The sequence below is a fragment of the Candidatus Amarolinea dominans genome (genome assembly GCA_016719785.1).
GTDB lineage: Bacteria > Chloroflexota > Anaerolineae > SSC4 > Amarolineaceae > Amarolinea > Amarolinea dominans.
This window is the reverse complement of the sequence record JADJYJ010000003.1, coordinates 667,249-688,206: the sequence shown is the minus strand read 5'-3', so window position 1 is coordinate 688,206 and position 20,958 is coordinate 667,249. Positions and strand designations below refer to the sequence as shown.

Annotated in this window: 19 protein-coding genes; 2 read left to right on the top strand and 17 right to left on the bottom strand. The window is 62.7% G+C overall.

What is annotated here, in order from left to right; translation table 11 throughout:
* Positions 1–35: 35 nt before the first annotated feature.
* The 3 genes from IPM84_06295 to IPM84_06285 form a co-directional block, all read right to left on the bottom strand.
* On the bottom strand, positions 36–476 hold the full coding sequence (locus tag IPM84_06295; protein ID MBK9092379.1) for a DUF4177 domain-containing protein: 441 nt from the start codon (positions 474–476) through the stop codon (positions 36–38).
* Entirely contained in the window at positions 463–1,212 is a 750-nt protein-coding gene (locus IPM84_06290) for a ParA family protein (protein ID MBK9092378.1), read from the bottom strand. Before IPM84_06290 ends, IPM84_06295 begins: the two co-directional genes overlap by 14 nt.
* A 542-nt stretch (positions 1,213–1,754) precedes the next feature.
* Positions 1,755–7,718 (bottom strand): RHS repeat-associated core domain-containing protein, encoded by a 5,964-nt coding sequence (locus IPM84_06285; GenBank protein MBK9092377.1) that lies wholly within the window; start codon positions 7,716–7,718, stop codon positions 1,755–1,757.
* A gap of 413 nt (positions 7,719–8,131) precedes the next feature.
* Here IPM84_06285 and IPM84_06280 point away from each other — a divergent pair, with 413 nt between their 5' ends.
* On the top strand, positions 8,132–8,614 hold the full coding sequence (locus IPM84_06280; protein MBK9092376.1) for an isoprenylcysteine carboxylmethyltransferase family protein: 483 nt from the start codon (positions 8,132–8,134) through the stop codon (positions 8,612–8,614).
* Here IPM84_06280 and IPM84_06275 read toward each other — a convergent pair.
* The 5 genes from IPM84_06275 to IPM84_06255 are packed head-to-tail and all read right to left on the bottom strand — an operon-like array spanning position 8,604 to position 12,753.
* The gene (locus IPM84_06275; protein ID MBK9092375.1) at positions 8,604–10,097 is read right to left on the bottom strand and encodes a hypothetical protein; all 1,494 of its coding nucleotides are present in this window, start codon (positions 10,095–10,097) and stop codon (positions 8,604–8,606) included. The genes IPM84_06280 and IPM84_06275 overlap by 11 nt on opposite strands.
* Positions 10,098–10,133: 36 nt before the next feature.
* Entirely contained in the window at positions 10,134–10,808 is a 675-nt protein-coding gene (locus tag IPM84_06270) for a hypothetical protein (protein MBK9092374.1), read from the bottom strand.
* A 20-nt stretch (positions 10,809–10,828) separates the two neighbouring features.
* Positions 10,829–11,320 (bottom strand): aminoacyl-tRNA deacylase, encoded by a 492-nt coding sequence (locus tag IPM84_06265; GenBank protein MBK9092373.1) that lies wholly within the window; start codon positions 11,318–11,320, stop codon positions 10,829–10,831.
* Between the two features lie 12 nt (positions 11,321–11,332).
* Positions 11,333–12,133 (bottom strand): rhomboid family intramembrane serine protease, encoded by an 801-nt coding sequence (locus IPM84_06260; GenBank protein MBK9092372.1) that lies wholly within the window; start codon positions 12,131–12,133, stop codon positions 11,333–11,335.
* A gap of 2 nt (positions 12,134–12,135) precedes the next feature.
* Entirely contained in the window at positions 12,136–12,753 is a 618-nt protein-coding gene (locus tag IPM84_06255) for a guanylate kinase (protein ID MBK9092371.1), read from the bottom strand.
* Between the two features lie 200 nt (positions 12,754–12,953).
* On the opposite strand from IPM84_06255, the gene IPM84_06250 reads away from it, so the two are divergent.
* A complete protein-coding gene (locus IPM84_06250; protein MBK9092370.1) occupies positions 12,954–13,352 on the top strand; it encodes a zinc ribbon domain-containing protein in 399 nt (132 codons plus the stop codon).
* 82 nt (positions 13,353–13,434) lie between these two features.
* On the opposite strand, the gene IPM84_06245 is transcribed toward IPM84_06250, so the two are convergent.
* The 9 genes from IPM84_06245 to IPM84_06205 all read right to left on the bottom strand — a co-directional run bounded on the left by IPM84_06245 (position 13,435) and on the right by IPM84_06205 (position 20,891).
* Positions 13,435–13,764: a cyclic-di-AMP receptor gene (locus tag IPM84_06245; GenBank protein ID MBK9092369.1), complete on the bottom strand. Its 330-nt coding sequence runs from the start codon at positions 13,762–13,764 to the stop codon at positions 13,435–13,437.
* A 139-nt stretch (positions 13,765–13,903) separates the two neighbouring features.
* Complete coding sequence (locus tag IPM84_06240) at positions 13,904–14,527, bottom strand: dTMP kinase (protein MBK9092368.1); 624 nt, start codon at positions 14,525–14,527, stop codon at positions 13,904–13,906.
* A 3-nt stretch (positions 14,528–14,530) separates the two neighbouring features.
* On the bottom strand, positions 14,531–16,150 hold the full coding sequence (locus IPM84_06235) for an AAA family ATPase (protein MBK9092367.1): 1,620 nt from the start codon (positions 16,148–16,150) through the stop codon (positions 14,531–14,533).
* A 17-nt stretch (positions 16,151–16,167) separates the two neighbouring features.
* The gene (locus IPM84_06230; GenBank protein MBK9092366.1) at positions 16,168–17,190 is read right to left on the bottom strand and encodes a hypothetical protein; all 1,023 of its coding nucleotides are present in this window, start codon (positions 17,188–17,190) and stop codon (positions 16,168–16,170) included.
* A gap of 148 nt (positions 17,191–17,338) precedes the next feature.
* A complete protein-coding gene (locus IPM84_06225) occupies positions 17,339–18,397 on the bottom strand; it encodes a tRNA pseudouridine(13) synthase TruD (protein ID MBK9092365.1) in 1,059 nt (352 codons plus the stop codon).
* 117 nt (positions 18,398–18,514) lie between these two features.
* Positions 18,515–19,156 (bottom strand): GTP cyclohydrolase I FolE, encoded by a 642-nt coding sequence (gene folE, locus IPM84_06220; GenBank protein ID MBK9092364.1) that lies wholly within the window; start codon positions 19,154–19,156, stop codon positions 18,515–18,517.
* A 36-nt stretch (positions 19,157–19,192) separates the two neighbouring features.
* Positions 19,193–19,696, bottom strand: a complete 504-nt coding sequence (gene folK / locus IPM84_06215) for a 2-amino-4-hydroxy-6-hydroxymethyldihydropteridine diphosphokinase (GenBank protein ID MBK9092363.1) — start codon at positions 19,694–19,696, stop codon at positions 19,193–19,195.
* Positions 19,693–20,088 carry a dihydroneopterin aldolase gene (gene folB / locus IPM84_06210; protein MBK9092362.1) on the bottom strand — a complete coding sequence of 132 codons (396 nt, stop codon included), beginning with the start codon at positions 20,086–20,088 and terminating at the stop codon, positions 19,693–19,695. Before folB ends, folK begins: the two co-directional genes overlap by 4 nt.
* Positions 20,085–20,891 (bottom strand): methyltransferase domain-containing protein, encoded by an 807-nt coding sequence (locus IPM84_06205; GenBank protein MBK9092361.1) that lies wholly within the window; start codon positions 20,889–20,891, stop codon positions 20,085–20,087. The genes folB and IPM84_06205 overlap by 4 nt, the downstream gene beginning before the upstream one ends.
* Positions 20,892–20,958: the final 67 nt, after the last annotated feature.

Here is a 20,958-nt window from a genome sequence, read left to right as displayed (position 1 = left end):
CTTGCGAGGGTGTCAATTCCCGCCCGATCGCGATCTCATGCCGCCGAGCTGGCCCGCTTGCAGAAGAGCTGATACTCGTCGCGGCTGCCGTAGAGCGCGCGACCCGCGCTGGCGCCGGCCAGTTCCCAGCCTTCGGCGCCGAGCTGATTGAGATAATCGTGCAGCAGCGGCTGATCTTCCCAATTGGCAATCTTCTCGCCGTTACGGTAGCGCGGCCGCCAGCCCCTGTATTCCTGGAACGAAATCACCAGGTATTCCCAACGCCGGGGCGCGATGGTGGCCTTTGGCGCCAGGCTTACAGGCTCTTTCGCCGCTGGTTGCGCGGCGGCCGCCGGCTGCGCAACAGCCGGTCTACTGGCGGGTTGCCGGCCAGTTGTGTCGCGCGGCGGGGGCGCGGCCACCACAGGCGTCGGCCCTGATGCACCTCCGCCCAGCAGTTCACCCAACAGGTCAGGGGTTTGTTTACGCTCGGTCATCACGTGTGATCCTTTCTACCAACGCCTGGTAATCCTCCGCGCCCGGTGAATGAGGCGCAAACTCGAAGATACTCTGCCCGTAGCCCGGCGCCTCCGACAGGCGCACGCTGTAGCGCACCGGCGCGCAGACCTGTTCGCCGTAATGGCTCTGCAGTTGCTCCAGGATTTCCGCTGACTTGCGCACACGCCGATCGAAAAACGTAGGCAAGATATAGGCCAGGTGCAGGGCCGGATGATACTTCTGGATGGCGGCCAGGCTCGTGCCGAATTCGATCAGCCCTTGCAGGGTCAGCACCTCCAGCGAGACCGGCGCCAGGACCTCGTGCGCATAGAACAGGGCATTGACGGTCAGTGCGTCCCAGCCGGGCGCGGTATCCAGGATGGCGAAATCGAACTGGTCTTCGTACACCGTCAGCGCCTCCGCCAGCACCTGTTCGCCGCCGAAGTCGCGGCGGGTGATCTGGCGCTTGAGTCCGGCCAGGGCACGACCGCCGGCCAACACCGCCAGGCGTTCACGCGCGGGAAGTAGCGCCTCTGCCGGAGTCGTCTCCCCAGTCACCAGGTCAGCCAGCCCCAGCATGGCCTGCACGCCCAGGGCCTTCGTCACCTGGCCCTGTGTATCCACATCCACCAACAGGACCCGCTGCCCGGCCAACGCCAACCCGGCTGCCAGGTTGACGGCCGTGGTCGTCTTACCCACACCGCCCTTGGAGAGGGCAACAGCAATTTTACGCATGCAGGATGCCTCCAGTTGAACAGTTACGGATAATTTTAGGGCTTGTCAAGAAACAACTTCCTGTTCTTGTCCGCATTTCGGTCAGGAAAATGCGGGAACCTATTCTTTGACGAGCCCTTAGTATACCACAAAGCAGGCCAACCCTTCAACAGCCGGCGACTGGAAGTCGCTGCAACCATCGCAAAGCCTGCCTGCGCAGGCTGGAAACGACAGCCGACGAAGGTCGGCTTCGCAACCGTAGCAGCGGTTTCAACCGCCGGTCGCCGGTCGCCGGTCGCCAAAAACAAAAACAGCCTGCGGGGTTTTGGAAACCCCACAGGCCGTTCTGTCAATTGTCTTGACAACTCAGCCTACCCGGGATAGAGACAGGATTGGTAACTGCTCAGGCGGCCCCCCTGCCCCCAATCCTGGGGGGAAAAGCATTCGGCTCCCCCAGGATTGGGGGGCAGGGGGGCACTTTTGTCTTGCCCACCGCAGGCCAAAAATCCTGTTCATCCTGTTCATCCTGTCCAGATCGGCCTACAAGGCATGTCTCATCTGTTCTACGGCGCGACGTAGTCCTCCGTCTCGCCGTAGCGGAAACCGCCGGCCGGCCCGTCGCCCACGCTGTTGAGCGCAAACGGCGCCTCGCTCAGGGTGATGCGCATCCACTGCGCCTTCGGCTCCGGTTTCCAGGCCCGGAAGGCCGGCGTGGTCAGCGTGTAGGCGCCCGGCCCCAGGGTCAGCGCCAGGTTCTGCACCGCCCACTCCGGCGCCGTGTTGTTACCGCCGCAGTTCATCGTATCGTCCCATGCGGCGTCGCGATTCCAGTCGAACCAGACATTGACGTAGCGCGTGCGCCAGCCGCCGGCCACCGTAACGGTGTAGGTAAAGCTCGTCAGCCCGCAGTGCGGCAGGTTGATGCTGGACGGTGTCACCCCCTCATCGTACTCATCCCGGTTGGACAACCCCGGCGGCGTCGGCGGGTCCAGATTGGGCCAGTCCGGGCCATCTTCGTCGGGAATCAGGTCTGCGTCATTTTCTTGGCTGACCCATGCGCCCAGCCAGGCGTCGGATCGTGGGTAGCGGTGCATGGGGCCATACGGCGCGCCCAAGTCCGGATCATACACCGTGGGGAACGCGGCGGTCACCGCGGGCGGGCCGGTGTAGGCCACCATGCTGGCGCCGTAGTGATTGGTGGAGTCGGGCGCATCGCCCACATCCCGATAGAGCGGCGCGGCCAGGGGGAACCACCACCACCAGCGGGAGGGCCACCACCACCAGGCGCCCCACCAGTTCCACCACCACCACGGGCGCCACCAGCCCCACCAAATCCAGTTCAGACCCCACCACCAGGGGCGCAAGGACCACGATGACCACCAGGGCCACCAGTTCCAGCCCCAAGACCACGGCCACCAAGCCCAGCCGCCCCACCAGTACCAGGGGCCCCACCACCAGGTGCCCCACCACCAGGAACGCCAGCCCCACCACCAGGGCCACCAGAAGCGGCCGCCCCACCAGGGCCACCAGCCCCAGCTGAACCACCAGGGCCACCAGAAGCCGCCCCACCACCAGGGCCACCACCACCAACCCCAGCCTTGCCACCAGGGGGAGCCCCATCCGCCCCAGTTGAACCACCACCAGGGCCACCAGAAGCCGCCCCACCACCAGGGCCACCACCAGCGCCACCACCAGCCGCACCACCAGCCCCATTTGAAGGGCCAGTACCACCACCAGTGCCACCAGCCGCGCCACTTGAACCACCACCAGGGCCACCACCAGCCGCCCCACCACCAGGGCCACCACCACCAGCCCCAGCCAAACCACCAGGGCCACCACCACCAGTTGCCCCACCACCACCAGGGCCAGCAGAAGTTACCCCACCAACCCCACCACCAGCCGGACCACCACCAGCGCCATTGCCACCACCACCAGCCGCCCCACCACGGGTTGGACGGCCACCACCAGCGCCACCACCACCAGCGCAGTCCGAACCAGCCCCAGGGGCCATACCACCAGCCCCACCAGCCGTACGGCCGATAGAACCAGGCGCCCACGCCCCACCACCAGGGATACCAGAACCACCACTGTTCGCCGGTCGGATCGTTGTACGTGGTCGGGTTGTTGCCCACGTAGGTGTACAACGGCATCACCGAGCGCAGCTCCAGCGGATGCTGCCAGCAGGCCGGGCATTGCGACAGGATCAAGCCTTCGTAGATCGGGTCGGGCTGCAGGAAGCGCCCTGCCGTCGGGTCATAGGTGCGCGTGCGGAAGTCGTAGCGATTACTGGTGCGGTCGAGCGGCCGGCCGGTGAACAGCAGGTTGTTCGGCGGCGCCGCGATCGTGCCCGCTTCGCTGTATAATTCGCCGAACGCCGTGTACTCATAGCGTTTGACCACCGCCCCCACCTGGTCAATGATCTGGCGCGTGGAGCCGAGCGCATCGCGCAGGAAGAAGTGAACCGTGGCGCTGCCGGGCACGATGCGCGCCACCTGCTCGTCAATCTCCTGGCCGAACAGATAACTGGCGCTCAGCGTGGGCATGCCGGTCGCGTTGCCATACTCGGCCACCACATTCGGCCCATCGTACAGATAGCCCGTGCAGTTGCTGCCCCCGCCGTTGCAGTCCAACACCTTATTGCCCAAGGCATCGTAGGCATAGGTGCGTGCGTCGCCGGCCAGCGGATTGGCGTAGGCGGTCTGACGGCCGCCGGGATCATAGGCAAACTGCTCCATCACGGCCGGGCCGAGCACCGACTGGCGCATCTGCAGATTGCCGCGGCCATCATACAGGTGCTGAATGATCTGCGTCGGCGGCCCCCCGCCCTCGTATTGTAACGTCTGCGCAATCTGATGCGCAGCGTCATAGAACGTATCGGTGCGCACACAGGTCGTGCCAGGGATACAGCCGCCGCTGATCTCCTCCCGGCGCACGCGGTTGCCCACGTTGTCGTAGGTGTATTGGGTGTCATAGGCGGTTGGGCCAGGCGGAATCACCTGCACGCGCGTCTCGCGCGTCAACCGGCTGTGAGTCAACGGGTCGTAAGTGTATTGCAGTTGCGTCGTCTGGCTGCCCTGCTCCACTGTCTCCTGCAAGCGGTTGCCGTTGGCATCATAGGTGTAGAGCAAGCGTGAGAGCTGCACCGTGCAGCCTGCATCCTGGCAATGACGCACCTGGCTCAAGCGGCCGGCGCCGTTGTAGCTGTAGACTGCATACCCCACCGCCGCGCCGTTCTTCCTGAAGACAGACTGCGTGACGCGGCCTTCCAGGTCGTAGGTCTTGCCCTCTGTTGTGGTCAGCGTGCCGCCGTTGTCGCTGCGCACCATCTGAGTCAAACGATTCTTCGCGTCCCAGGTCATATCCACCTGCGCGGGCGCGGTCAGCCCCGGCAGTTGATAGGTCTTGCGCGTTGGGTTGCCCACCGCGTCGTACTCATAGCCGATCATGGCTGCCAGCGTGGGCGAGATCACCTGCGCGGTTTGCACAACCCGGTTGCGCGCATCGTAGGTGAACGTGGTCTCCGTGGTCAAGGCGCCGCTGCCGTTGAAGTGCCGGGCCGCCGTGACATTGCCGACCGCATCATACGTCTGCTCATCGTGGCTGCCATCGCTGTAATCGGTGCGCGTGATGCGGTTCTGATTGTCGTAGGCGTAGTGGGTGATGCTGCCGTCTGGCGCGATCTTGTCGGTCAGGTTGCCGAGCAGATCATACTGATAACCCGTCAGCCGGCTGAGTGGATCCGTGCTGCTGGTCAGGCGCCCCAGGTCATCATAGCCATAGACCCACACCCCACCGTTGGCATCGGTCATCTGGGTGCGGCGCCCGCGGCTGTCATACTGGAACAGGGTAATGTACCCCCCCTCCACCTCCTGCACCACGCGGCCCAACGCATCGAGCGTGGTCTGGATGCTGTTGCCTAGCGGCGCGATCATCCCCGTCTGCCGACCGGCCGGGCTGTACTGAATCTGCGTCGTCTCCGGTGGGCCACCGGTCGCACGCGTGGCTTGGGTCAAACGGCCGTCGGTATCATAGACAAACTGCGTCGTCTGTCCCACCGCGTTGATGACAGCCGTCGTATGGCCGAGTGCATCGTACTGCAACTGCGTCATGCCGCCCAGGGGATCGTTCACCTGGGTCATGCGATGGGCGTAGTCATAGCTGAAGTTGGTGGTTTGGCCGCGCGCGTTCGTCAGCGCGGTCACGTTGCCGCCAGCGTCATACGCATAGGTCGTCGTCTGGCTCAGGGCATCGGTCTCGCTGAGCTTGCGCCCTGCAGCATCGTAGGCGAAAGTTTCCGTGCGGCTGAGCGGGTCGGTGACCTGAATGATGTTGCCCGCCAGGTTGTATTGGTAGACATTGGATTTGCCGTCCGCGTTCGTCACCTGTGTCACACGGCCGATGCGATCCAATTGAAAGGTCGTGGTCTGGCCGACTGCGTTCGTGATCGTGCGCGCCCGGCTGGCATCATCGTAAGCCAGAGTCGTCGTCTGCCCCTGCGGCGCCACCACCTGCACGGGGCGGTCGTGACCGTCGTAGGTCACCTGGGTCATCTGCCCGGCCGGATCGGTCATGCGCACCATGCGATTCGCGGCGTCGACCATGTACTGGGTGGTGTGGCCGGCCGCGTCCTTTACTGCCAGCTTGTTGCCGCGACCGTCGTAGGTGTACTCGGTCGTGCGGGCGTCAGGATCGGTGGCCGCGGTGAGATTGCCCAGCGCGTCGTACACCATCTGTGTCACGCCGCCCAGCGCGGCCGTGATGCGTGTCTGGCGGTCGAATGTATCATATTGGAACGTGGTGGCGCCGCCGCCTGGCTTGGTCTCACTCACGCGGCGGTTGAGGTTGTCAAAGGTGAAGGTTGTGGCATTGCCGCCCGCGTCCATCGCCTGTGTCAGATTCCCATCGCCGTCATAGGTATTCTGCGTGACCGCACCCAGCGTATCCACAATCTGCAGCGGCTGGCCGCGACCGTTATTGATGAACTGCGTCGTGTGGCCCAGCGGGTCGGTGGAGCTGAGCAACTGGCAGGTCGTGGCGCTGTAGGTGTTGCTGGTCACCGCGCCCTGCGCATCCTGCACCGACGTCTGGTTGTTGCACAGGTCATAGGTGAAACGAGTCTCCAGGCGCTCGGTCGCGGCCGGGTCCGGGTGTGCGGACTGGATGCGCAGCAGGCTGCCGCGGCTGTCGTACTCGTAGTGATTGCCGTCTCCGCCGCCCAGGTGCTGCAGGTTGCCGCGACTGTCATAGTCGTACAGGATGACCATGCCGGTGGCGCTGTTGCTCACCTGGCTGATGCGGCTGCTGGTGGGCGCGTACATCACCGTGGTCATGCGGCCCAGGGGATCGGTCACGTCGGTCTGGCCGACCGCATAATTGTAAGTTTGCGGCAGCAAGGTGTCCGGCCGCTGCAGCGAGATCAGGCGCGCCAGGCCATCGTACTGATACTGGGTCATTTTGCCAATCGCGTCAGTGTCGGTTTCCAGGAGATCAACACCGGTGTAGCCATAGGTGCGCCAGGCCGCGCCAAAGCGATTGACGCTGGCCAAATCGCCGCCGCCGCCGTAGTTGTAGTTGACCTGGCGGCCGGTATGATCGCGAGCCTGGCGCAGGGTGCCATTCGTGTTGTAGAGAAATTGCAGCGACATGCCGGAGGTGCTCTCGGCTTGGGTCAGGCGTCCGCTGCTGGGTGCATAAGTCAGCATGTAGCCATTGCCGCTGCGGTCCATCACGCTGGCCAGGTAGCCCGGCGCAACCAGATCGGCCAGCGGGCGGAACTGATAGATCAGGCCATCACGCGTGCGCAACTGCGGGCCGGCCGGGTCGGCGATGATCTCGCTGAAGACGCCATCGGCCTGATAGCCTGTCCACAGTTGATAGGCCGGCAGCACGTCCGTGCAGGGCAGTGCGAACGCCGCGGCCACGGTCTGCACATCCACGATATCGGTGCGGTTATCGGCCGGCAATTGCACGTCGAAGAAAACATCGAAGAAGGAGTCGCCAAGCTGCGTGCCCCAGCGTTCGGCGTCCAACTGCACATCGAGGACATCAATCGGCGTTGCCGTGCGGTTGACATCCTGGCGACAACTGTTCAGGTAGTCAATGGTCTCGCCATCGCCCTTGTGCAGGCGCAGACCGTTGCTGGTTGTTTCCAGGTAGACGTTGAGGCTGTGTGTCCATTTGCGCCCCATCGGCGCGAGGGTCGGCGCGGCCTGGCTATTGTAGGCCACCTGCAAGCCAAAGGTGGGGCCAACGCCGTTGAACTGGAAGTGCGTGTCGCTCAGGAGCAGGTTGCCGTTGGTGACATTGGCCCCATCCATCATCTGGATGGGGACGTCGGCCGGGTTGCCGTTCTCCTTTTGGCCCATGCCCAGGCCATTGCGGCCGGCCGGCGGCAACAGAGTCGGCAGCGTCGGTGCGGTAGGCATGGCGCGCACCGCTTGATCGGCCTGCGCCAAAGGGGTCATCGTCAACGTCAGAATCACGAGCCAGGTCAAGACAAGATAGATGCGGCGAGTGCGTTGAGACATGCGAACCTCCGAGAATCAATCCAGACTTCAGTAGAACCATCGGAATGAGCGGCACATCGGTGGGCATCGAGACGGCGAGCAGGGAGCACGAAGCGGGAGACCAGAGCTTGATGAGTGCGGGGAACAGGAAGGTATCAACCAGCAAGCGAACGGTCGAAGAGAAAGACAAGAAAATAATCAGTACGAGCGCAAATTCTGACGGCGGGCCACAAGTGTCTGTTACACGTATCTTTTCAATAATCCGGGGCAGGGGCATGGCCTTGCGCCTGCCCGCGTGGGCGACCGCAAGGGTGCGCTCCTACAAATTGAGAAGATACTGTTACACACCAGATGTGCTACAATGGCGTTCGCAGAGGCGTTAGCAGAAACGCCTGAGGACCGTAATAACCCGAAAGGAGCCACATCGAGAAGCAATGGCACCATGGTGGAAGAATCAACGTGGCGAGTGGTTTGTGATCATCCAGGGCGTGCTCTTTGCCCTGGTGGTGTTTGGCCCCAAAACAGCGCCGGGACTGCCGGCCTGGTCAGGCCGTTGGGCGGCCGGCCTGGCGCTGACGGGCGTGGCCCTGGTGATCGCAGGCGGTCTGTTGAGCAGCAGCGCCGTCTTGCGGCTTGGCTCCAACCTCAGCGCGCTCCCTCATCCGGTGGAGGGCGCCAAGTTGGTTGCCTCCGGGCCGTACCGATTCGTACGCCATCCGATCTACGCAGGCATCATCCTGGCGGCGCTGGGCTGGGGCCTGGTCAACCGCAGCACCCTCGGCGTGTTGTACGCGCTGGTGCTGTTCATCTTCTTCGACCTCAAATCCCGTCGCGAAGAATTCTGGATGCGGCAAAAACTGGCGAACTATGGCAACTACCAGGCACGCGTGTGCAAGCTAATCCCGTTTATTTACTAGCCGGGTGGGCAGCTGGGCAGGTGTATCCAAAATCTGCGGTTACCAGGCTGATGTCCACGACATTGACCACGCCGTTGTTGTCCAGATCGTAGAGCGGATCGTTGCTCAGCCAGCTCAGCGCGCTGGCTTGAATGTCGGCCACAGTGACTGCCAGATCATGATTGAAATCGCTTCTCAGTAGACACAAGCTCTCCACGGCGCCGCTATCACAACGCGCCGCTCCGTCGCCATCGCCATCGCGGGGGCGGACAATTCCCGTTTGATCAGTCGCTTCACAGGCGGCGCCGCCACTGCCGGGCGCGGCCGGATTACCGCGGTCAAGCAACCGGCTGCCGGCCAGCGGGGCATGGGTCAGGGTGGCGCCGCCGTGGTTACCCAATGGCCCCACTTTGGCATCGAGCGGACTGGCAAGCGTCCCAATCTGATCGCCGGGCGCCGCGGACAACGCGCAGCCGTTGTTGATGCCAATCACGTTATAGCCGAGCGACGTGGGTGAACCGTTGCAGTCTGGAATCAGGTCGGCCACGCCATCGTGATTGCCGGCAAGCACCGTGTTCTTCAGGGTCAAGGTGCCGGCAGAAATATGAATACCTCCGGCCCCGTTCCCGCCGCTGAGGTCCGAGTTGCCCTGGTTGGCCGTGATCGTGACGTTGCTCAACCTCACATTGCCAGCCATAAAAATCGCACCGCCAGCATTGGTGGCCCGATTGCCACTCAGAGTGCTGTTCTGCAACAACAGCAGGCCGCCAGCGCCGATGTTGATGCCGCCGCCAGATGCACTATTGATGGCGGTGTTGCTCAGGATGGTGCTGGCCGTAATGGTCACCGTACCTGAAGCGTCAATGCCGCCGCCGTTGCTTGAATCGGACGTGTTGAGTTCAATCGAGCTGCCGCTGATCGTCAGGTGCGAGGTATTCAGGCCAAAAATGCCGCCCCCGGCCGGACTCACGCTGTCGCGCACGACGCTGTCCACCAGCAGCAGGCGGGTGTTAGCCAGCAGCATAAAACCGCCGCCCGCCCCGGACAGCATGGCATCGCCATGACGTATCGTCACACCGCTGATCTGCATCGTGCTGCCGTTGGTCACGAGATGAAAGACCCGATCCAGCGCGCCGCCGTCAATGACAGTCGCCGCGGCCCCGGCGCCGATTAGCGTCAAGCTATCACGGATGTCAAGGTCGCCCGTGGCAGCCAGGTTTTCAGCAATACCAGGAATCGTGAGCGTGTAGGTGCCGGCGGGCAGCATAATGGTGTCCGCGCCGGCGAGGGCGTTGGTTTCCTGAATCGCCGCGCGCAAAGTACACTGGTCGTTCGGCTGCGCACTGGAATCACAACTGCCATCGCCGGCCACCAGATCCACCGCATCGTTCACGCTGTTCACCGTAAAAATCGCGGCCGGCACGCTGACCACCGTGCTACGCGGGGAATCATGCCAGCCAAACAAGGCGCCTAAAAGCGCCATCACCAGCAGACCGATCTTCATGGTATTCTCCTTTTATTGTCTGACGATTGCTTGAACTCACGCGATCTGGTAGGGCGGGCCATGGATAGTGCGCTGCCCGGCCGTCGCATCGGAGATGACAACCGTGAGGGGAGTCGCATGTGCCGCCACGCGTTCTTCGGGAAACCAGCGCCGCCCATCTTTCACCACGATCAGGAGACCGTGTTCATCACCCATGGCCGTGAATGTTGCGGTGGGATGCTGACGATACACCGGAAGGTGTATGCTTGTCTGTAATCTCTCTACAAGGTGCAGAACATTATCCACCGCCAGGCCGATCTCGCTGATGCTGAGCAGGCTGGTCGCGCCGAACGCGCGCGTCGCGGGGCTGGGCAGGTCATGGCGGGCAATGAACTCGCCGATGTTGCCGTCGCGGTCGGCAAAGTAGATGGCATGGGCGTTCCAGGCGCTGAAGTCGAATTCGTCCGCGCCGCTGGCGTCGGTGAGGAGCGGCACGCGCGCCGCCAGCCAGGCTTTGGCCTCGGTAAACTGCCCCTCGGGCATGTTGAAGGCGAAATGATAGGGTGCGGGCGTGGGTGTCGCCGCGGCCGCAAAGATCAACGTTGATGAGCCAACCTGCAGCGCAACCTGGTCAGCGTCAGCGGTCAGCAGGGGAAAACCGAGCAGGTGGTGATAGAAGTCCCGCTGCTCCTGCAGGCGATGGGTCAGCAGACGTAACTCGTGAATGATCATGCGTAGCTCCTCTTGCCACCTCAGACGGTCGTTGCCAGGTCCACCAGCATCGCGTTCAACAGCCTGAGCAGCGGCGCAACTGGCGCCAGGATGCCGGCGCCCTTCTTGCCCGCGCTGATTTCGATCTGATCGAAGAGGATGGCCGTTTCATCTACGAACACGTCATAATGCCGATCGAGCAGAGCCAGGGGCGAGATGCCGCCTTTCTCCAGGCCGGTGATGCGTTCCGCCTCCCTGTGCGGCGCCATCTGCATCTTCTTCTCGCCCGCGGCCGCGGCCAGCTTCTTCAGATCGAGCTGGCTGTCGCCAGGCAGCAGGACCAGGATCGGTTTGGCCGCCGGGCGATCTGGCATGACCACCAGAGTCTTGAATGTTTGCTCCGGCGGCAGGCCAATCACCGCGGCCACCTCCGCCGCCGACAGGTGCTCCGGCACGTCGTAGTAGAACGCGGTGTAGGGGATGTTGTGTCCCTCCAGCACGCGCATCGCCAGCGTTTTCTGATTCCTGGACATGATGCCCGCCGCCTACCGTCCCAGCAGGGTGCCCAGGCTGACGCCTGCCAGCACGCCCAGCAGCCCCAGGCCGGCGACGAGGCGCGTGCGCGACGCGCTGCGCACGTCGGTCATCACCTGCGGCCCGCTGAACTGTTGCGGCGGCGCGTACTCTGGCCGCAACAGTTCGCCCAGGATGAAACCGGTGGCCAGGCCGCCGATATGGGCGTAGTTGTCCACCACGCCGCTGGTGATGCCGTACACCAGATTGATGCCGACAACCACCAGCATGCTCTGCAGCATCTGTTGGCCCGGCTTGCCGAAGAGCGTGCGATAACGGCGCAGATAGGCGATGAACGCGCCAAGCAGCCCAAAAATGGCGCCCGAAGCGCCGGCCGCAAGCGAAGTCGAGAACAGGTAGCTGAACAAATTACCGTAGAGGCCAGCCAGCAGATAGATCGCCAGGAAACGCCCGCGACCAAAGAGCCTCTCGATCTGAGGCCCCAGTTGATACAGCGAAAAGCTATTCATCAACAAGTGGAAAAGACCAAAGTGCAGGAAGGCTGCGCTGAGCAGGCGCCACCATTCCCCGGCGCTGATGAGAGCGTTGTACTTGGCGCCGAAAAGCAGCATGAACTGCCCATTTACGGTCGCGTTGCGTTCACCGAACACCATCACGCCAATGACTTCCAGGATCAGCCAGATGGCGACATTGACGCCAATCAGGACATAGCTCCACAGCGGTGGGTGGGTTGGCAAGGAAATTCGCCGCAAGCCAGACACGTCACCGCTGGTCGGTGGCGGAGGCGGCGCTTCTGAGAATGGAAATGTCATGTTCACAGCTCAACCGGTTTCCAATGGACGCGGCACTTTTCGGCCGCGATGATCGCCATGATCTGGCGCGCGGTGTCAGCCAGGTGATCTTCCTGGTTGACCACCACATAGTCGAATTCGTTGACGCGCTGTAGCTCCTTGCGCGCCGTGGCAATGCGCAACCTGAGTTGATCGTCCGATTCGGTCTTGCGCCGCTGCAGGCGCATCACCAGCTCCTCTTCGGACGGGGCGGTCATGAACACGGTGATAGCGCCCGCCACCAAGCGGCGAATCGTGGCCGCGCCCTGCACGTCAATGCGCATGACCACATCGCGGCCGCTGGCGAGCGCGTCACGCACATGTTTTTTCGGAATACCCTTATAATCGCCGTAGACCATGGCGTATTCGAGCAGTTCGTCGTTGTCAATCATCGTGGCAAAATCAGCCATCGAGATGAAATGGTAGTCCACGCCGTCGGTTTCATACTCGCGCCGCGGTCGCGTCGTCGCCGTCACCACAAAATAGAACGGGGTGCCCATTTGCTTCATGGCATCCAGTGTCGCATCCTTGCCCACGCCCGATGGCCCGCTGATGATGATCAGCATCGGCCGCGGCCGCCGCAAATTGTGATACCATTCCATCAGTTCGTCGCTTACCATAGGTTTCCTTTGGAATCTCCCCTGGAATCTCCCCTGGAATCTCCCCTGGAATCTCCCCTGGAATCTCCCCTAGAATCTCCCCGATACATGGGGCCACGCGGGGGCCGGCGGAGGTTGACAGCTTCCCGGTTGCGATTATAATCTCACCGTCCGTGCAAAATCTGACCCAAAACGAGTTGATAATGCCAATTTACGAATACCAATGCCACCAGTGCCAACGGCGGGTCAGCCTGCTGTGGCGCACCATGTCCGCTGCGGCGGCCGGGCAGCCGGTCTGCCCACGCTGCGGCGGCACCCATCTGAGCCGCCTCATCTCCAAAGTGGCGCTTCTGCGCTCCGAAGAAAGCCGCCTGGACAACCTGGCCGATCCCAGCAGCATGGGAGACCTGGACGAAAATGACCCTAAGTCCCTGGCGCGCTGGATGCGCAAGATGAGCGGCGAAATGGGCGAAGACCTGGGTGATGAGTTCCGCGAAGTCGTGAATCGCCTGGAGGCCGGAGAAGACCCGGAGGAGATCGAAAAGACCATGCCCGATCTGGCTGGGCCGGGCGGCGGCGACGATTTTGGGGTCATGGACTAGGGGCTTGCCCACGGCCAAGTTCCCGTTCTTTCCCGGTAAAGCGCGGGCAAGAACGGGAAGTTATTTCTTGGCAAGCCCTCGCCTAAAATTTCTCGAACCGTTCGACGCTGAACACGAACACGATGGCTCCCCCGACCGCCACTTCGACCGGAATGGGGATGTGCAACTCGCCCGGTTCCATCACCGGCGGCAGCGGGTTGACATACTGCTTACGCGTGTGTGAACCTTCGCGAATCAGACCCAGGGCTTCTTCCATTCGCTCATCGTCTACACCCAGGATGATCGTCGAGTTGCCCTCACGCAGAAAGCCACCGGTGGTGCTGATAACCGTGGCGCTGTAGCCTCGCTGCACCAAACGATCCAACAGGCCTCGTGCATCATCGCTCTGCACAATCGCCAACAAGAGTTTCATACGCGTGCCTCCTCTGGAAAACCGGGGAACTGACTGCGATCACTCCGGGCAGGTGAACTTCGACCTCGCGGCCCCGACGGCGCCCCGTCGGGCCAAACGCTCACCGTCCAATCTGCACACACGCTCCCCACTCTCACGGTCATCCCAGGTGCGCCGCCACCTCCATGCGCAGGGTCGCCTGCAGGGCCTCGACCGGCTGGGTTGCGTCCAACAGGCGCCAGCGTGCCGGTTCAGCCTGGGCCATGTCCAGGTAGCCACGGCGCACGCGCTCATGAAAGGCCAGCGTCTCCTGCTCCATGCGATTCCACTCCTCGCCCGCGCCGACCCGCTTGCGTCGCAGCCCCACCTCCACCGGCAGGTCAAGGCAAAAGGTCAGATCAGGCCGCAAACCACCGGTGGCAAAGTCAGTAATGAGGCGCAGCGTCGCGAGATCGAGATGGCGCCCATAGCCCTGGTAGGCGAGGGTGGAATCGGCATAACGATCGCAGAGGATCACACCGCCACGCGCCAGGTGTGGACGGATGATCTGGCCCACAACCTGCGCGCGCGCCGCCGAAAACAGGAGAATTTCGGCCTGCGGCTGCATCTCCTGATGAATCGTATCCAGCAGGATGGCACGCACGCGATCCCCGATGGCGGTCCCGCCCGGCTCCCGCGTGGCCAGCACCAGCTGACCCTGCGCACGCAGCCACGCCGCCAGCAGTTGAATCTGCGTGGTCTTGCCGCTGCCCTCCGGCCCTTCGAACGTGATGAACAGGCTCAAGGCTTACTCTCGATAAATGCGCACGCGGCGCTGCGGCTCACGGCCAAAGCTGTTCGAAACCAGGTTGGCTTCGCGAGCCATCTGATGCTGCTGGCGGCGCACAAAGGACGCCTGCGGGGTCAGATCTACCGAAACCGCGCCGCCCAGCACGCGTTGAATGGCCTGGCTGGTCTCGTCCACGGCCACCGCGAAGGTGTCCACCGGTTGTGCGGGCAGACCAAAAACGTCAGCCAGGCAGGTTTCCATCTGCGTCACCGTGTTGGAGCGCAGCACGTAGACGGCGATTCCGCGGCGTTCAGCCTCGGCAATCGGCTGCGGCTGCTTGCGGTAGTAGTTCTTGAGGGTGATCACCATGTCGGCTTCGCGCAGGTCTTCCACAATCTGCACCGGCACATGCAAATTTTGTGCGGCCTGACGCAGGCGCTGCTGTCCTACCCCATAGGCGTAGATGCGCCGCGTACGCAGATTGCCACCATTTTCGGCGGGCCGCGTCAGGGGCATGGACAGCGGCGTCGGCTTGCCAAAGACCGTCATCTCGTTATCGTCGCTGCCGCCGCCATCGCCGCGACTGGTGGACGACCATTGCGACTGACGCACCAACGAGCTGCTGGTGGCGCTGGTCTGCATCCGCTCGACATGAACGGTACCCTCGGGATCGCGCCAGCGTAACTCGGCTGGCAAGGCGCGGGCGCGCAGCAGCGCATCCACCGCGGCCCCCACGTCATGATGAATGAGCAGGCGCTGGCGATCCTGAATCTCGACCAAAATATCAAAGGTGGGTGGCGCGCGCCGTTCCAACACCGATTTCTGCGTCCCGCGGCGCCGAGCCTCTTCATCGCTCAAGGTCACGCTTTCGATGCCGCCCACCAGGTCCGACAGGGTTGGGTTGAGCAGCAGGTTTTCCAGCGTGCCGCCATGCGCGGTGCCGATCAACTGCACGCCGCGTTCGGCAATGGTGCGCGCCGCCACAGCCTCCTGCTCGCGGCCAATCTCGTCAATGATGATCACCTCGGGCATGTGATTTTCCACCGCTTCGATCATCACCTCGTGCTGCAACGAGGGCGTGGGCACCTGCATGCGTCGCGCCCGGCCAATGGAGGGATGCGGAATATCGCCGTCGCCGCCGATTTCGTTCGAGGTGTCCACGATCACCACACGCTTCTTGTCGGCCAAGACACGCGCCGACTCGCGCAGGAGCGTGGTTTTGCCCACACCAGGACGCCCCAACAAGAGAATACTCTTGTCGGACCTGATGATGATGTCCTCGATAATGTCAATCGTGCCGTACACCGCGCGGCCCACCCGGCAGGTCATGCCGATGATGTGGCCCTGGCGGTTGCGCAGACAGGAGATGCGATGCAGCGTGCGTTCGATACCGGCGCGGTTGTCTTCGGTAAACTCACCGATACGCGACACCACGTCTTGCAGGTCAGCGGCGCTGACCTCTTCCTCGCTCAAGACCACCTCGAACTCGATGAAGCGTGCTTCGGGCAAACGGCCCAGGTCAAGCACCACCTCCAGCAGTTCGTCGCTATGATTCTGAGTGCGTAACGCCTCCTGAATCCGCCGCGGTAGCACGGCCAACAGCGCATTCAGATCATCCGTAATTTTGTGTTGACTCATCCTTCGTTCGACTAGTCCTACAGTCCTACAGTCCTACAGTCCCACAATGATCGTATGTGCAGCATAAAAACGCTGCTTGCCAATCCCGGCACCGGCATCAGCACCGGCTCTGTTTCCCGGACCCGCACCACCAGGTGTTTGACCAGCCTGGTGCGACGCAGGTAAGGGTGAAAGTTGCGCTCTTCGAGCATCGTTCGCAGTCCGCCTTGATAATCACGCAGTGCCAGATAGATGGGGCGCGCCTTGTGCGCGGACCGCACGGCCGTCAGGCACCAATCCACGAGGCGACCGGCCGTCTGCGCATCGCCGTCGCCACTCCACAAACGTAGCCAGTGCCCGGCCGGGCCAGACACTATCTGCACCGCCGCGGCCAGGGCATCAGCGCCGCCGGCCACATAGCCCTGGGCATGCAGGCCCGATTCCCACCAGGCCGGGAGGAAGCCTTTGCTCTCACTCGCCGCGGGGCCTTCGGCATGCTGCACCACAGGCGGGGTGGTGGCATGGTACAAGCGTTGAAAAGCCCAGGCGTCCGCATCCTGCTGCCGACGGATGCCTGCGTCCGCGTCGGCCGGCCTGGCACTCGGTCCTCCATCCAAGCGAAAAATGGTTTCTTGGGTGTAGGGCACAAAGCCCACCTGGCGCAGCACATCGGCCTCACGCCCGTCCGCCGGCACACTGGCAAAGATGCGCTGCACACCATGATGACCCGCCCCCAACGCCATGCGGGTTAGGAGGCGCACCCAAATCTCGTCTGCGTCTGGCTGCTCGCTGGTCAACGCTGGCGCCAGGGCCAAAATATCGCTTTCGGGCCGTTCTGGCCGCTTGAGAACCTGCACAAAGCCCTGTAAGGGCGCACTGTCCCCAGTTTCCTGCAGGACGTAGGTGGCAATACCGATGCCGCGCCAGGGAAACGGCGACATCATGGCCACAGTCAACGGGTCGCGCGGACGCGTCAAAGCATGCACCATGTCCAGGCGTTCGATGCTTGGCAACAAACGCTGAAGCAACAGACTGTGACGCAGGCCAAATTGCTCGACCACCCCGTTGACGGCTCCTCTGGCTTTTCGCGGTAGAATGGGTCCCCAGTTTATCAAGCTGGAATTTTACACTGCTTTACGTCGCGTCGCAAGAATAGCGGTTGCGACGTTTGGCCCCGTGCAAGCGTCCCAGATCGAAGAGCACGCGGGCCTAATCATCACCCTCGTCCTCTTCGCCCAAAACCACATCGTCCTTCATGAACTCACGCAGCACGACCGTGGCATAGGCGCCCTTGGGCAACGTGAAGCGCACCCAGAGTCCTCCACCAGCGGCAGACAAGTCGGTTGCATCCAGCTCGACGCGATCGAGCAACAAGCGGCCCAAGCGCCGGCCGCCATCCACATCCGCCTTCTTGAAGGCAGACGGCGGCAGTGCAGCCTGCGCCAGGATGCCGGCTTCGAGAGCCGCGGCTGCCTCGGCGGCCGCCTTCATTTTGGCCCCAAAGAGCGGACCGGTAAAGCTGATCTCGCCGGCCTGAAAACGCGGCTGCTCGCGTTCCAGGTCTTCGACAACGAACAGGCCGCCGGTGCTGTGCTTCTTTGCCACGTCGCCGGCCAACAGATGAGAGAACGCGCCCAGGGCGATGCGCTGCTCCAGATAGCGGTTGAACAGATCAGATTGAAACGCCGAGATCAGGAAACGGCGCAGCCAGCGTTGGCGCGGGCCGCGCCCCAAGAGCACCTCATGTCCACGCGTCGCGTTGTCGCCGTCCTGGCCGAAGCGTTGAGCGCCAAAGAAGTTGGGAATGCCGCGGACGTGCAGCGCAGCCGTCACCGCCTCGGCCCGCGCTAAGGCGTCCGGCAGGACGTCCGCGATGAAAATGGCAAAACGATTGCCCAGCAGATGTCCGGTGCGTAGTTTGTTGCGGTGACGGCTGACCCAGTTGACCTCGAAGGGCAGTTCGGCGGCAATGCGTGCGGCGGCGTCCTCGGCCGGCACCCGCAGGAGCGAAAAGGTCTGCGTCGTCAGCGCCTGACGGTCTTTCAAGCCGGCGAAACCGATATCGTCCACGTGCAGATCAAAGAGGCGGGCCAGGGCCAGCGCCACATCGCGCGTGTTCCAGCCACGCCGCGTCAGGTTGACGTAGAGATGATCGCCGTCGCCACTTGCGTCATACAACGGGATCTCTGTAACCACAAAATGCTCAGGCGACTGCTTGAGTGTCCCGCCAATACCGGGCAGGTCGGATGTGATGGTTGGTAATGTCATTCGTTGCTTACACCAGGCTAGAATCGTGACTGGCATGATTGTAGCGCAGAGCGCCAGCGAACGCAAAGCCGGGCGCGGCGTCAGCCGGCGCGCCAACTCGATGCAGCCAGCGCGCGCTCAATGCGCATCGGCATGATTGAGCAGCTTCAAAAACTCGTTGCGCGTCTGCGGATTGTTGCGAAACGCGCCACGCATGGCGCTCGTCACCATGCGCGCGTTGGCCTTCTTGACCCCGCGCATGGCCGCACACAGATGCACGCCCTCGCAAACGACGGCAACTCCCAGGGGGTTCAGCACTTCCTCGATCAAATCGGCAATCTGCATCGTCATGCGCTCTTGCACCTGCAACCGCCGCGCGTACATCTCCACGATGCGCGGAATCTTGCTCAGGCCCAACACCCTGCCACGCGGCAGGTAGGCCACGTGCGCCTTGCCCATGAACGGCAGCATGTGATGCTCGCACAGGCTGTAGTAGTCAATATCCTTGACAACCACCATTTCATCGTAATGCACCTCGAAGATGGCATCGTTGATGAGTGCCGCCGGGTCCACGTGATAACCGGCCGTCAGCTCTTCGTACATTTTGGCGACGCGCAGCGGGGTTTTGACCAGGCCCTGCCGTTCGGGATTTTCGCCAATCGCGGTCAAGATGCTGCGTACCGCCACCTGGATATCGGCATCAGCCCAGCCCGGCTCATCCTCGATCAATTCAGTGCGAAAGGCGTCGAAATCGTCTACATTGACTTTCATGGGATTCATGTTGTTTTGCTCGCTTTCTGAAACCGTGATCTGTGGCTATTTGACCGCCAGCAGATGCACATCGTCACGGCGCAAGATGTCAGTCCGCTGGCGAAATGGCGCCGCGATGGCACTGAGGGTTTGACCCGTCTCTGGATGAAAGAATTCGGGCGCCAGGTCCGCCAATGGGCACGCCAGGTAGGGCTGTGTCAGGATATCGGGATCAGGGATGTGGCGCTTGCCTACAAGAAGAATGTCGAGGTTGAAGAGGGCAATGTCAAGGTCAATCGTGCGCGCCGCATTGAGATTGGCGCTGCGCGCGCGCCCCAACGCCTGTTCGATGGTGAGAAGCTGCTGTTTGAGGGCGACCGGCGCCAGGTTGGTGCTCAGCAGCACGACCAGATTCAGGTAATTGGGCTGGTCAGGGTCGCCCGCGGGTAACGATTCATACACCGGCGAGACCGCGACCATTTCACCCAGGGCTGCCAGGCGTCGCAGAGCATCGGCCAGATGCTGCTCCGGCTCGATGTTCGACCCCAGGCTGAGAAAAACGGTGTTCACGGCCGGGCGGGCAGCGGCAGCAGATCGAAATCGGCCCGCGTGCGCTCGATCTCAACGCCCACCGAACGGGCAAAACGCAGCGCGCCCGGCTTCTCCACGCGCACCTGCACCCGCTCGACGGCAAACTCGGTGAGGATCAAACGCGCAATCTCAGCCGCCATCTTTTCGACCAGGAAGAACTGCGACTGTTCCACCAGCGCGATGACGCGCTTGCTGGCCGTCTTATAGTTGACGGCATCGCCAATGTCATCGCTGTTTCCAGCCGGCCGCAGATCGGCAAACATCGTCAGATTGATGAGCACATCCTGCGGATGGGTGCGCTCTTCGGGATTGATGCCGATGATGCAGCGTAGGAGCAAATCACGTACTTCCACCCGGTCCAAAGCCATCATCCGCCCTCTTTCTTGAACAGTGCAAATTCCACGATGCCAAAGCGGGCGCGGCGCACCAGGCGCAAGCCCCGGTCGGCAAACAGCGCCTGCACACCATCGGCATCCCAAAAATGGATACCGCCCCGGCGCGCCAGACCCTGCAAACGCCGCGGCCACGCCGCGCCGCTGCTCAGCAGATGCATCGAAAAGTAGGGTGCGCCCGGCTTGAGAACCCGGCTGGCCTCGGCCACCACCAGCTCTGCCATCTTGAACTCGTTGAGAGAGCCGCCGCAAACAATGCCATCCAGTGAATCGGCCGCAAACGGCAGCGATTCCCCTTCGGCGCACAGCAGATGAACCGTCGCGGCCAGTTGGGCCTGGCGCACCTTGCGCGCCGCCGCCTGCAACATGCGCGGGGAGCTGTCCAGCGCAATGATTTCCCGATCAAGACCGCGCGGCCCCGCCAATGCCCGCGCGTAAAGACCGTGTGAACAGGCCAGATCCAGGAAGACTCCGCCCTGCGCATCGGCCAGCCACTCGTTCAGCAGGGCCAGTTCGCGCTCAAGGCCCAAGGGTTGCCCGCTGAGCAGACTGAGAGAACGACGCCGCCACAGGTCTTCATAGCCCCAGGCTACCGGCGCCCAGAAATTCGTGCGCTGAGCTGCGGTCAGAAAATGGGGGCCGCCCGGCAGCAGGTTGAGCACGCCGTTTTGCACGGGGTAGCGGGAGCCGCACGACTCGCAGCGCACGGCCTCGGTTTCGGTCCGCCACTGACGTTCCGCACACTGTGGGCACACCACCCAGTGTAGTATTTTTTCATCCATTGCCCGCCCCTCGATCCGCGTCCTGGCTCAGGGAGCCACGCTTCGGTGAACTCACCGCCATTATACA

What these genes read in the sequence shown, in the direction of transcription:
- IPM84_06245 (MBK9092369.1), bottom strand. Translation starts at nt 13,764, where the DNA reads ATGAAACTCTTGTTGGCGATTGTGCAGAGCGATGATGCACGAGGCCTG.
- IPM84_06280 (MBK9092376.1), top strand. Translation starts at nt 8,132, where the DNA reads ATGGCACCATGGTGGAAGAATCAACGTGGCGAGTGGTTTGTGATCATC.
- IPM84_06260 (MBK9092372.1), bottom strand. Translation starts at nt 12,133, where the DNA reads ATGACATTTCCATTCTCAGAAGCGCCGCCTCCGCCACCGACCAGCGGT.
- IPM84_06295 (MBK9092379.1), bottom strand. Translation starts at nt 476, where the DNA reads ATGACCGAGCGTAAACAAACCCCTGACCTGTTGGGTGAACTGCTGGGC.
- IPM84_06290 (MBK9092378.1), bottom strand. Translation starts at nt 1,212, where the DNA reads ATGCGTAAAATTGCTGTTGCCCTCTCCAAGGGCGGTGTGGGTAAGACG.
- IPM84_06250 (MBK9092370.1), top strand. Translation starts at nt 12,954, where the DNA reads ATGCCAATTTACGAATACCAATGCCACCAGTGCCAACGGCGGGTCAGC.
- IPM84_06235 (MBK9092367.1), bottom strand. Translation starts at nt 16,150, where the DNA reads ATGAGTCAACACAAAATTACGGATGATCTGAATGCGCTGTTGGCCGTG.
- IPM84_06205 (MBK9092361.1), bottom strand. Translation starts at nt 20,891, where the DNA reads ATGGATGAAAAAATACTACACTGGGTGGTGTGCCCACAGTGTGCGGAA.
- folE (MBK9092364.1), bottom strand. Translation starts at nt 19,156, where the DNA reads ATGAATCCCATGAAAGTCAATGTAGACGATTTCGACGCCTTTCGCACT.
- IPM84_06265 (MBK9092373.1), bottom strand. Translation starts at nt 11,320, where the DNA reads ATGTCCAGGAATCAGAAAACGCTGGCGATGCGCGTGCTGGAGGGACAC.
- IPM84_06285 (MBK9092377.1), bottom strand. Translation starts at nt 7,718, where the DNA reads ATGTCTCAACGCACTCGCCGCATCTATCTTGTCTTGACCTGGCTCGTG.
- IPM84_06255 (MBK9092371.1), bottom strand. Translation starts at nt 12,753, where the DNA reads ATGGAATGGTATCACAATTTGCGGCGGCCGCGGCCGATGCTGATCATC.
- IPM84_06275 (MBK9092375.1), bottom strand. Translation starts at nt 10,097, where the DNA reads ATGAAGATCGGTCTGCTGGTGATGGCGCTTTTAGGCGCCTTGTTTGGC.
- IPM84_06270 (MBK9092374.1), bottom strand. Translation starts at nt 10,808, where the DNA reads ATGATCATTCACGAGTTACGTCTGCTGACCCATCGCCTGCAGGAGCAG.
- folB (MBK9092362.1), bottom strand. Translation starts at nt 20,088, where the DNA reads ATGATGGCTTTGGACCGGGTGGAAGTACGTGATTTGCTCCTACGCTGC.
- IPM84_06225 (MBK9092365.1), bottom strand. Translation starts at nt 18,397, where the DNA reads ATGACATTACCAACCATCACATCCGACCTGCCCGGTATTGGCGGGACA.